4 tRNA genes and 8 rRNA genes are annotated in these 12,679 nt (G+C 50.3%); all 12 read right to left on the reverse strand.

Going from position 1 to position 12,679, the window contains the following annotated elements:
- Positions 1–173: 173 nt before the first annotated feature.
- Positions 174–289, reverse strand: a 5S ribosomal RNA gene (rrf, locus tag DYB02_RS16775).
- 91 nt (positions 290–380) lie between these two features.
- Positions 381–3,268: ribosomal RNA gene (locus DYB02_RS16780) — 23S ribosomal RNA — on the reverse strand.
- A 264-nt stretch (positions 3,269–3,532) separates the two neighbouring features.
- Positions 3,533–3,608 (reverse strand) — tRNA-Ala (locus tag DYB02_RS16785).
- Positions 3,609–3,649: 41 nt separating this feature from the next.
- Positions 3,650–3,726: transfer RNA gene (locus DYB02_RS16790), tRNA-Ile, on the reverse strand.
- A 65-nt stretch (positions 3,727–3,791) separates the two neighbouring features.
- A 16S ribosomal RNA gene (locus DYB02_RS16795) occupies positions 3,792–5,344 on the reverse strand.
- Between the two features lie 317 nt (positions 5,345–5,661).
- A 5S ribosomal RNA gene (rrf, locus tag DYB02_RS16800) occupies positions 5,662–5,777 on the reverse strand.
- Positions 5,778–5,868: 91 nt separating this feature from the next.
- Positions 5,869–8,758: ribosomal RNA gene (locus DYB02_RS16805) — 23S ribosomal RNA — on the reverse strand.
- 264 nt (positions 8,759–9,022) lie between these two features.
- Positions 9,023–9,098, reverse strand: a tRNA-Ala gene (locus DYB02_RS16810).
- A gap of 41 nt (positions 9,099–9,139) precedes the next feature.
- A tRNA-Ile gene (locus DYB02_RS16815) sits at positions 9,140–9,216 on the reverse strand.
- A 65-nt stretch (positions 9,217–9,281) separates the two neighbouring features.
- Positions 9,282–10,832: ribosomal RNA gene (locus DYB02_RS16820) — 16S ribosomal RNA — on the reverse strand.
- Positions 10,833–11,149: 317 nt separating this feature from the next.
- Positions 11,150–11,265 (reverse strand): 5S ribosomal RNA (rrf, locus tag DYB02_RS16825).
- Between the two features lie 91 nt (positions 11,266–11,356).
- Positions 11,357–12,679 (reverse strand): 23S ribosomal RNA (locus DYB02_RS16830); the annotation flags it as partial.

The raw sequence follows: 12,679 nt of genomic DNA on the forward strand, positions 1-12,679 counted from the left end.
AGTGCCCACACAGATTGATAGGTCTATATTGTTAAAGAGCTTGGCTTTCAGTGCCTTAGCACTCAAGCGAGGTGCGTATAATACGCTTTCCACTTTGAAAGTCAACATAAAATTCTAAAAAAGATTAGAACCTTATGGTGACTTGCTTAAATCTTAAGCAAGTGCAAATTAAAGCCTGGCGATGTCCTACTCTCACATGGGGAAACCCCACACTACCATCGGCGCTATTTCGTTTCACTTCTGAGTTCGGAATGGAGTCAGGTGGGTCCAAAACGCTATGGTCGCCAAGCAAATTCTTTAATTCGGAAAGCTGTTTTTGTGTTCTCTACACATTCAATTCTGTTCTTGCTTCGAGTCCATCAAAACCCCTTGGGTGTTGTATGGTTAAGCCTCACGGGCAATTAGTATCAGTTAGCTCAATGCCTCACAGCACTTACACACCTGACCTATCAACGTCGTAGTCTCCGACAACCCTTTAGGATACTTAAAGTATCAGGGAAGACTCATCTCAGGGCTCGCTTCCCGCTTAGATGCTTTCAGCGGTTATCGATTCCGAACTTAGCTACCGGGCAATGCGTCTGGCGACACAACCCGAACACCAGAGGTTCGTCCACTCCGGTCCTCTCGTACTAGGAGCAGCCCCCTTCAATCTTCCAACGCCCACGGCAGATAGGGACCGAACTGTCTCACGACGTTCTAAACCCAGCTCGCGTACCACTTTAAATGGCGAACAGCCATACCCTTGGGACCGACTTCAGCCCCAGGATGTGATGAGCCGACATCGAGGTGCCAAACACCGCCGTCGATATGAACTCTTGGGCGGTATCAGCCTGTTATCCCCGGAGTACCTTTTATCCGTTGAGCGATGGCCCTTCCATTCAGAACCACCGGATCACTATGACCTGCTTTCGCACCTGCTCGAATTGTCATTCTCGCAGTCAAGCGGGCTTATGCCATTGCACTAACCTCACGATGTCCAACCGTGATTAGCCCACCTTCGTGCTCCTCCGTTACTCTTTGGGAGGAGACCGCCCCAGTCAAACTACCCACCAGGCACTGTCCGCAACCCCGATTAGGGGTCGACGTTAGAACATCAACACTACAAGGGTGGTATTTCAAGGACGGCTCCACACATACTGGCGTACGTGCTTCAAAGCCTCCCACCTATCCTACACATGTAGGGTCAATGTTCAGTGCCAAGCTGTAGTAAAGGTTCACGGGGTCTTTCCGTCTAGCCGCGGGTACACTGCATCTTCACAGCGATTTCAATTTCACTGAGTCTCGGGTGGAGACAGCGTGGCCATCATTACGCCATTCGTGCAGGTCGGAACTTACCCGACAAGGAATTTCGCTACCTTAGGACCGTTATAGTTACGGCCGCCGTTTACCGGGGCTTCGATCAAGAGCTTCGACCGAAGTCTAACCCCATCAATTAACCTTCCGGCACCGGGCAGGCGTCACACCGTATACGTCATCTTACGATTTTGCACAGTGCTGTGTTTTTAATAAACAGTTGCAGCCACCTGGTATCTGCGACTCTCAATAGCTCCATCCGCAAGGGACTTCACCGTCGAGAGCGTACCTTCTCCCGAAGTTACGGTACCATTTTGCCTAGTTCCTTCACCCGAGTTCTCTCAAGCGCCTTGGTATTCTCTACCCGACCACCTGTGTCGGTTTGGGGTACGATTCCTTACAATCTGAAGCTTAGAGGCTTTTCCTGGAAGCATGGCATCAATGACTTCACATCCGTAGATGCTCGACGTCGTGTCTCAGCCTTAAAGAGAGCCGGATTTACCTAACTCTCAAGCCTACGCACTTGAACCTGGACAACCGTCGCCAGGCCCACCTAGCCTTCTCCGTCCCCCATCGCAATTGTAAGAAGTACGGGAATATTAACCCGTTTCCCATCGACTACGCCTTTCGGCCTCGCCTTAGGGGTCGACTTACCCTGCCCCGATTAACGTTGGACAGGAACCCTTGGTCTTCCGGCGAGGAGGTTTTTCACCCCCTTTATCGTTACTCATGTCAGCATTCGCACTTCTGATACGTCCAGCATGCGTTACCACACACCTTCAACCGCTTACAGAACGCTCCCCTACCCAATATACAAAAGTATATTGCCGCAGCTTCGGTTTACTACTTAGCCCCGTTACATCTTCCGCGCAGGCCGACTCGACCAGTGAGCTATTACGCTTTCTTTAAATGATGGCTGCTTCTAAGCCAACATCCTGGCTGTCTGAGCCTTCCCACATCGTTTCCCACTTAGTAGTAATTTGGGACCTTAGCTGGCGGTCTGGGTTGTTTCCCTCTCCACGACGGACGTTAGCACCCGCCGTGTGTCTCCCGGATAGTACTTACTGGTATTCGGAGTTTGCAAAGGGTTGGTAAGTCGGGATGACCCCCTAGCCTTAACAGTGCTCTACCCCAGTAGTATTCGTCCGAGGCGCTACCTAAATAGCTTTCGGGGAGAACCAGCTATCTCCAGTTTGATTGGCCTTTCACCCCTAGCCACAAGTCATCCGCTAATTTTTCAACATTAGTCGGTTCGGTCCTCCAGTTGATGTTACTCAACCTTCAACCTGCCCATGGCTAGATCACCTGGTTTCGGGTCTATATCCAGAGACTGAACGCCCAGTTAAGACTCGGTTTCCCTACGGCTCCCCTAGATGGTTAACCTTGCCACTGAATATAAGTCGCTGACCCATTATACAAAAGGTACGCAGTCACAGGACAAAGCCTGCTCCTACTGCTTGTACGTACACGGTTTCAGGTTCTATTTCACTCCCCTCACAGGGGTTCTTTTCGCCTTTCCCTCACGGTACTGGTTCACTATCGGTCAGTCAGTAGTATTTAGCCTTGGAGGATGGTCCCCCCATATTCAGACAGGATATCACGTGTCCCGCCCTACTCGATTTCACTGAACACACGTCGTCAACTACGGGACTATCACCCTGTATCGTCGGACTTTCCAGACCGTTCGTCTAACGCGTGTAAAGCTTAAGGGCTAGTCCAATTTCGCTCGCCGCTACTTTCGGAATCTCGGTTGATTTCTTTTCCTCGGGGTACTTAGATGTTTCAGTTCCCCCGGTTCGCCTCCTTACCCTATGTATTCAGGTAAGGATACGTGCTTATGCACGTGGGTTTCCCCATTCAGAAATCCCAGACTCAAATGGTTGTTACTACCTAATCTGGGCTTATCGCAAGTTACTACGTCTTTCATCGCCTCTGACTGCCAAGGCATCCACCGTGTACGCTTAGTCACTTAACCATACAACCCGAAGGAGTTTCGAGCTGATGAACAAGTCACCAAAGTTGTCTGCAATTTTTATACATGATGCAGACTCGATTTTGCCGGACTCAAATTCCAAGAACACTTGAATGTGTTATTTTGGTGTTTGTCTTAAAGACAAACATTGAGAACTTTACAAACAACAATAAATTGTTGTTTTGTCAGCTTTCCAAATTGTTAAAGAGCTAATCACTTCTAATGAAGTAACCATTTTTAAAAGCACTCATCGAATGCGCTTAAAGATGGTGGAGCTATGCGGGATCGAACCGCAGACCTCCTGCGTGCAAGGCAGGCGCTCTCCCAGCTGAGCTATAGCCCCATCAAGGTGTCGATACTGTATGCCAACTCCCTAAAAGGAATTGGTGGGTCTGAGTGGACTCGAACCACCGACCTCTCGCTTATCAGGCGAACGCTCTAACCACCTGAGCTACAGACCCAGTATCGTCTCTTTTACATAAACCGTATCAATCTGTGTGGACACTCATCGTGAGTAATCATCGTTTAAGGAGGTGATCCAGCGCCAGGTTCCCCTAGCGCTACCTTGTTACGACTTCACCCCAGTCATGAACCACAAAGTGGTAAGCGTCCCCCCGAAGGTTAAACTACCTACTTCTTTTGCAGCCCACTCCCATGGTGTGACGGGCGGTGTGTACAAGGCCCGGGAACGTATTCACCGTGGCATTCTGATCCACGATTACTAGCGATTCCGACTTCATGGAGTCGAGTTGCAGACTCCAATCCGGACTACGACGCACTTTTTGGGATTCGCTCACTTTCGCAAGTTGGCTGCCCTCTGTATGCGCCATTGTAGCACGTGTGTAGCCCTACTCGTAAGGGCCATGATGACTTGACGTCGTCCCCACCTTCCTCCGGTTTATCACCGGCAGTCTCCCTGGAGTTCCCGACATTACTCGCTGGCAAACAAGGATAAGGGTTGCGCTCGTTGCGGGACTTAACCCAACATTTCACAACACGAGCTGACGACAGCCATGCAGCACCTGTCTCAGAGTTCCCGAAGGCACCAATCCATCTCTGGAAAGTTCTCTGGATGTCAAGAGTAGGTAAGGTTCTTCGCGTTGCATCGAATTAAACCACATGCTCCACCGCTTGTGCGGGCCCCCGTCAATTCATTTGAGTTTTAATCTTGCGACCGTACTCCCCAGGCGGTCTACTTAACGCGTTAGCTCCGAAAGCCACGGCTCAAGGCCACAACCTCCAAGTAGACATCGTTTACGGCGTGGACTACCAGGGTATCTAATCCTGTTTGCTCCCCACGCTTTCGCATCTGAGTGTCAGTATCTGTCCAGGGGGCCGCCTTCGCCACCGGTATTCCTTCAGATCTCTACGCATTTCACCGCTACACCTGAAATTCTACCCCCCTCTACAGTACTCTAGTCTGCCAGTTTCAAATGCAATTCCGAGGTTGAGCCCCGGGCTTTCACATCTGACTTAACAAACCACCTGCATGCGCTTTACGCCCAGTAATTCCGATTAACGCTCGCACCCTCCGTATTACCGCGGCTGCTGGCACGGAGTTAGCCGGTGCTTCTTCTGTCGCTAACGTCAAATGATAGTGCTATTAACACTACCACCTTCCTCACGACTGAAAGTGCTTTACAACCCGAAGGCCTTCTTCACACACGCGGCATGGCTGCATCAGGCTTGCGCCCATTGTGCAATATTCCCCACTGCTGCCTCCCGTAGGAGTCTGGACCGTGTCTCAGTTCCAGTGTGGCTGATCATCCTCTCAGACCAGCTAGGGATCGTCGCCTTGGTGAGCCCTTACCTCACCAACTAGCTAATCCCACCTAGGCATATCCTGACGCGAGAGGCCCGAAGGTCCCCCTCTTTGGCCCGTAGGCATCATGCGGTATTAGCCATCGTTTCCAATGGTTATCCCCCACATCAGGGCAATTTCCTAGGCATTACTCACCCGTCCGCCGCTCGACGCCGTTATCGTTCCCCGAAGGTTCAGATAACTCGTTTCCGCTCGACTTGCATGTGTTAGGCCTGCCGCCAGCGTTCAATCTGAGCCATGATCAAACTCTTCAATTTAAGATTTTGTTCGGCTCAATGAATACTGAACATTACATAAAGTAATGTTTGAATTGACTGTGCTGAATCCGAAGATTCAATGGTCACTTCGTTTCATTGAAACCTAATTTGATACCGAAGTATCGAATTGGATTATCATCAACGAGTGCCCACACAGATTGATAGGTCTATATTGTTAAAGAGCTTGGCTTTCAGTGCCTTAGCACTCAAGCGAGGTGCGTATAATACGCTTTCCACTTTGAAAGTCAACATAAAATTCTAAAAAAGATTAGAACCTTATGGTGACTTGCTTAAATCTTAAGCAAGTGCAAATTAAAGCCTGGCGATGTCCTACTCTCACATGGGGAAACCCCACACTACCATCGGCGCTATTTCGTTTCACTTCTGAGTTCGGAATGGAGTCAGGTGGGTCCAAAACGCTATGGTCGCCAAGCAAATTCTTTAATTCGGAAAGCTGTTTTTGTGTTCTCTACACATTCAATTCTGTTCTTGCTTCGAGTCCATCAAAACCCCTTGGGTGTTGTATGGTTAAGCCTCACGGGCAATTAGTATCAGTTAGCTCAATGCCTCACAGCACTTACACACCTGACCTATCAACGTCGTAGTCTCCGACAACCCTTTAGGATACTTAAAGTATCAGGGAAGACTCATCTCAGGGCTCGCTTCCCGCTTAGATGCTTTCAGCGGTTATCGATTCCGAACTTAGCTACCGGGCAATGCGTCTGGCGACACAACCCGAACACCAGAGGTTCGTCCACTCCGGTCCTCTCGTACTAGGAGCAGCCCCCTTCAATCTTCCAACGCCCACGGCAGATAGGGACCGAACTGTCTCACGACGTTCTAAACCCAGCTCGCGTACCACTTTAAATGGCGAACAGCCATACCCTTGGGACCGACTTCAGCCCCAGGATGTGATGAGCCGACATCGAGGTGCCAAACACCGCCGTCGATATGAACTCTTGGGCGGTATCAGCCTGTTATCCCCGGAGTACCTTTTATCCGTTGAGCGATGGCCCTTCCATTCAGAACCACCGGATCACTATGACCTGCTTTCGCACCTGCTCGAATTGTCATTCTCGCAGTCAAGCGGGCTTATGCCATTGCACTAACCTCACGATGTCCAACCGTGATTAGCCCACCTTCGTGCTCCTCCGTTACTCTTTGGGAGGAGACCGCCCCAGTCAAACTACCCACCAGGCACTGTCCGCAACCCCGATTAGGGGTCGACGTTAGAACATCAACACTACAAGGGTGGTATTTCAAGGACGGCTCCACACATACTGGCGTACGTGCTTCAAAGCCTCCCACCTATCCTACACATGTAGGGTCAATGTTCAGTGCCAAGCTGTAGTAAAGGTTCACGGGGTCTTTCCGTCTAGCCGCGGGTACACTGCATCTTCACAGCGATTTCAATTTCACTGAGTCTCGGGTGGAGACAGCGTGGCCATCATTACGCCATTCGTGCAGGTCGGAACTTACCCGACAAGGAATTTCGCTACCTTAGGACCGTTATAGTTACGGCCGCCGTTTACCGGGGCTTCGATCAAGAGCTTCGACCGAAGTCTAACCCCATCAATTAACCTTCCGGCACCGGGCAGGCGTCACACCGTATACGTCATCTTACGATTTTGCACAGTGCTGTGTTTTTAATAAACAGTTGCAGCCACCTGGTATCTGCGACTCTCAATAGCTCCATCCGCAAGGGACTTCACCGTCGAGAGCGTACCTTCTCCCGAAGTTACGGTACCATTTTGCCTAGTTCCTTCACCCGAGTTCTCTCAAGCGCCTTGGTATTCTCTACCCGACCACCTGTGTCGGTTTGGGGTACGATTCCTTACAATCTGAAGCTTAGAGGCTTTTCCTGGAAGCATGGCATCAATGACTTCACATCCGTAGATGCTCGACGTCGTGTCTCAGCCTTAAAGAGAGCCGGATTTACCTAACTCTCAAGCCTACGCACTTGAACCTGGACAACCGTCGCCAGGCCCACCTAGCCTTCTCCGTCCCCCCATCGCAATTGTAAGAAGTACGGGAATATTAACCCGTTTCCCATCGACTACGCCTTTCGGCCTCGCCTTAGGGGTCGACTTACCCTGCCCCGATTAACGTTGGACAGGAACCCTTGGTCTTCCGGCGAGGAGGTTTTTCACCCCCTTTATCGTTACTCATGTCAGCATTCGCACTTCTGATACGTCCAGCATGCGTTACCACACACCTTCAACCGCTTACAGAACGCTCCCCTACCCAATATACAAAAGTATATTGCCGCAGCTTCGGTTTACTACTTAGCCCCGTTACATCTTCCGCGCAGGCCGACTCGACCAGTGAGCTATTACGCTTTCTTTAAATGATGGCTGCTTCTAAGCCAACATCCTGGCTGTCTGAGCCTTCCCACATCGTTTCCCACTTAGTAGTAATTTGGGACCTTAGCTGGCGGTCTGGGTTGTTTCCCTCTCCACGACGGACGTTAGCACCCGCCGTGTGTCTCCCGGATAGTACTTACTGGTATTCGGAGTTTGCAAAGGGTTGGTAAGTCGGGATGACCCCCTAGCCTTAACAGTGCTCTACCCCCAGTAGTATTCGTCCGAGGCGCTACCTAAATAGCTTTCGGGGAGAACCAGCTATCTCCAGGTTTGATTGGCCTTTCACCCCTAGCCACAAGTCATCCGCTAATTTTTCAACATTAGTCGGTTCGGTCCTCCAGTTGATGTTACTCAACCTTCAACCTGCCCATGGCTAGATCACCTGGTTTCGGGTCTATATCCAGAGACTGAACGCCCAGTTAAGACTCGGTTTCCCTACGGCTCCCCTAGATGGTTAACCTTGCCACTGAATATAAGTCGCTGACCCATTATACAAAAGGTACGCAGTCACAGGACAAAGCCTGCTCCTACTGCTTGTACGTACACGGTTTCAGGTTCTATTTCACTCCCCTCACAGGGGTTCTTTTCGCCTTTCCCTCACGGTACTGGTTCACTATCGGTCAGTCAGTAGTATTTAGCCTTGGAGGATGGTCCCCCATATTCAGACAGGATATCACGTGTCCCGCCCTACTCGATTTCACTGAACACACGTCGTCAACTACGGGACTATCACCCTGTATCGTCGGACTTTCCAGACCGTTCGTCTAACGCGTGTAAAGCTTAAGGGCTAGTCCAATTTCGCTCGCCGCTACTTTCGGAATCTCGGTTGATTTCTTTTCCTCGGGGTACTTAGATGTTTCAGTTCCCCCGGTTCGCCTCGTTATGCTATGTATTCACATAACGATACTTACTTATGTAAGTGGGTTTCCCCATTCAGAAATCCCAGACTCAAATGGTTGTTACTACCTAATCTGGGCTTATCGCAAGTTACTACGTCTTTCATCGCCTCTGACTGCCAAGGCATCCACCGTGTACGCTTAGTCACTTAACCATACAACCCGAAGGAGTTTCGAGCTGATGAACAAGTCACCAAAGTTGTCTGCAATTTTTATACATGATGCAGACTCGATTTTGCCGGACTCAAATTCCAAGAACACTTGAATGTGTTATTTTGGTGTTTGTCTTAAAGACAAACATTGAGAACTTTACAAACAACAATAAATTGTTGTTTTGTCAGCTTTCCAAATTGTTAAAGAGCTAATCACTTCTAATGAAGTAACCATTTTTAAAAGCACTCATCGAATGCGCTTAAAGATGGTGGAGCTATGCGGGATCGAACCGCAGACCTCCTGCGTGCAAGGCAGGCGCTCTCCCAGCTGAGCTATAGCCCCATCAAGGTGTCGATACTGTATGCCAACTCCCTAAAAGGAATTGGTGGGTCTGAGTGGACTCGAACCACCGACCTCTCGCTTATCAGGCGAACGCTCTAACCACCTGAGCTACAGACCCAGTATCGTCTCTTTTACATAAACCGTATCAATCTGTGTGGACACTCATCGTGAGTAATCATCGTTTAAGGAGGTGATCCAGCGCCAGGTTCCCCTAGCGCTACCTTGTTACGACTTCACCCCAGTCATGAACCACAAAGTGGTAAGCGTCCCCCCGAAGGTTAAACTACCTACTTCTTTTGCAGCCCACTCCCATGGTGTGACGGGCGGTGTGTACAAGGCCCGGGAACGTATTCACCGTGGCATTCTGATCCACGATTACTAGCGATTCCGACTTCATGGAGTCGAGTTGCAGACTCCAATCCGGACTACGACGCACTTTTTGGGATTCGCTCACTTTCGCAAGTTGGCTGCCCTCTGTATGCGCCATTGTAGCACGTGTGTAGCCCTACTCGTAAGGGCCATGATGACTTGACGTCGTCCCCACCTTCCTCGGTTTATCACCGGCAGTCTCCCTGGAGTTCCCGACATTACTCGCTGGCAAACAAGGATAAGGGTTGCGCTCGTTGCGGGACTTAACCCAACATTTCACAACACGAGCTGACGACAGCCATGCAGCACCTGTCTCAGAGTTCCCGAAGGCACCAATCCATCTCTGGAAAGTTCTCTGGATGTCAAGAGTAGGTAAGGTTCTTCGCGTTGCATCGAATTAAACCACATGCTCCACCGCTTGTGCGGGCCCCCGTCAATTCATTTGAGTTTTAATCTTGCGACCGTACTCCCCAGGCGGTCTACTTAACGCGTTAGCTCCGAAAGCCACGGCTCAAGGCCACAACCTCCAAGTAGACATCGTTTACGGCGTGGACTACCAGGGTATCTAATCCTGTTTGCTCCCCACGCTTTCGCATCTGAGTGTCAGTATCTGTCCAGGGGGCCGCCTTCGCCACCGGTATTCCTTCAGATCTCTACGCATTTCACCGCTACACCTGAAATTCTACCCCCCTCTACAGTACTCTAGTCTGCCAGTTTCAAATGCAATTCCGAGGTTGAGCCCCGGGCTTTCACATCTGACTTAACAAACCACCTGCATGCGCTTTACGCCCAGTAATTCCGATTAACGCTCGCACCCTCCGTATTACCGCGGCTGCTGGCACGGAGTTAGCCGGTGCTTCTTCTGTCGCTAACGTCAAATGATAGTGCTATTAACACTACCACCTTCCTCACGACTGAAAGTGCTTTACAACCCGAAGGCCTTCTTCACACACGCGGCATGGCTGCATCAGGCTTGCGCCCATTGTGCAATATTCCCCACTGCTGCCTCCCGTAGGAGTCTGGACCGTGTCTCAGTTCCAGTGTGGCTGATCATCCTCTCAGACCAGCTAGGGATCGTCGCCTTGGTGAGCCCTTACCTCACCAACTAGCTAATCCCACCTAGGCATATCCTGACGCGAGAGGCCCGAAGGTCCCCTCTTTGGCCCGTAGGCATCATGCGGTATTAGCCATCGTTTCCAATGGTTATCCCCCACATCAGGGCAATTTCCTAGGCATTACTCACCCGTCCGCCGCTCGACGCCGTTATCGTTCCCCGAAGGTTCAGATAACTCGTTTCCGCTCGACTTGCATGTGTTAGGCCTGCCGCCAGCGTTCAATCTGAGCCATGATCAAACTCTTCAATTTAAGATTTTGTTCGGCTCAATGAATACTGAACATTACATAAAGTAATGTTTGAATTGACTGTGCTGAATCCGAAGATTCAATGGTCACTTCGTTTCATTGAAACCTAATTTGATACCGAAGTATCGAATTGGATTATCATCAACGAGTGCCCACACAGATTGATAGGTCTATATTGTTAAAGAGCTTGGCTTTCAGTGCCTTAGCACTCAAGCGAGGTGCGTATAATACGCTTTCCACTTTGAAAGTCAACATAAAATTCTAAAAAAGATTAGAACCTTATGGTGACTTGCTTAAATCTTAAGCAAGTGCAAATTAAAGCCTGGCGATGTCCTACTCTCACATGGGGAAACCCCACACTACCATCGGCGCTATTTCGTTTCACTTCTGAGTTCGGAATGGAGTCAGGTGGGTCCAAAACGCTATGGTCGCCAAGCAAATTCTTTAATTCGGAAAGCTGTTTTTGTGTTCTCTACACATTCAATTCTGTTCTTGCTTCGAGTCCATCAAAACCCCTTGGGTGTTGTATGGTTAAGCCTCACGGGCAATTAGTATCAGTTAGCTCAATGCCTCACAGCACTTACACACCTGACCTATCAACGTCGTAGTCCCGACAACCCTTTAGGATACTTAAAGTATCAGGGAAGACTCATCTCAGGGCTCGCTTCCCGCTTAGATGCTTTCAGCGGTTATCGATTCCGAACTTAGCTACCGGGCAATGCGTCTGGCGACACAACCCGAACACCAGAGGTTCGTCCACTCCGGTCCTCTCGTACTAGGAGCAGCCCCCTTCAATCTTCCAACGCCCACGGCAGATAGGGACCGAACTGTCTCACGACGTTCTAAACCCAGCTCGCGTACCACTTTAAATGGCGAACAGCCATACCCTTGGGACCGACTTCAGCCCCAGGATGTGATGAGCCGACATCGAGGTGCCAAACACCGCCGTCGATATGAACTCTTGGGCGGTATCAGCCTGTTATCCCCGGAGTACCTTTTATCCGTTGAGCGATGGCCCTTCCATTCAGAACCACCGGATCACTATGACCTGCTTTCGCACCTGCTCGAATTGTCATTCTCGCAGTCAAGCGGGCTTATGCCATTGCACTAACCTCACGATGTCCAACCGTGATTAGCCCACCTTCGTGCTCCTCCGTTACTCTTTGGGAGGAGACCGCCCCAGTCAAACTACCCACCAGGCACTGTCCGCAACCCCGATTAGGGGTCGACGTTAGAACATCAACACTACAAGGGTGGTATTTCAAGGACGGCTCCACACATACTGGCGTACGTGCTTCAAAGCCTCCCACCTATCCTACACATGTAGGGTCAATGTTCAGTGCCAAGCTGTAGTAAAGGTTCACGGGGTCTTTCCGTCTAGCCGCGGGTACACTGCATCTTCACAGCGATTTCAATTTCACTGAGTCTCGGGTGGAGACAGCGTGGCCATCATTACGCCATTCGTGCAGGTCGGAACTTACCCGACAAGGAATTTCGCTACCTTAGGACCGTTATAGTTACGGCCGCCGTTTACCGGGGCTTCGATCAAGAGCTTCGACCGAAGTCTAACCCCATCAATTAACCTTCCGGCACCGGGCAGGCGTCACACCGTATACGTCATCTTACGATTTTGCACAGTGCTGTGTTTTTAATAAACAGTTGCAGCCACCTGGTATCTGCGACTCTCAATAGCTCCATCCGCAAGGACTTCACCGTCGAGAGCGTACCTTCTCCCGAAGTTACGGTACCATTTGCCTAGTTCCTTCACCCGAGTTCTCTCAAGCGCCTTGGTATTCTCTACCCGACCACCTGTGTCGGTTTGGGGTACGATTCCTTACAATCTGAAGCTT

The organism is Vibrio parahaemolyticus, assembly GCF_900460535.1.
In the GTDB taxonomy this organism is placed as follows: domain Bacteria; phylum Pseudomonadota; class Gammaproteobacteria; order Enterobacterales; family Vibrionaceae; genus Vibrio; species Vibrio parahaemolyticus.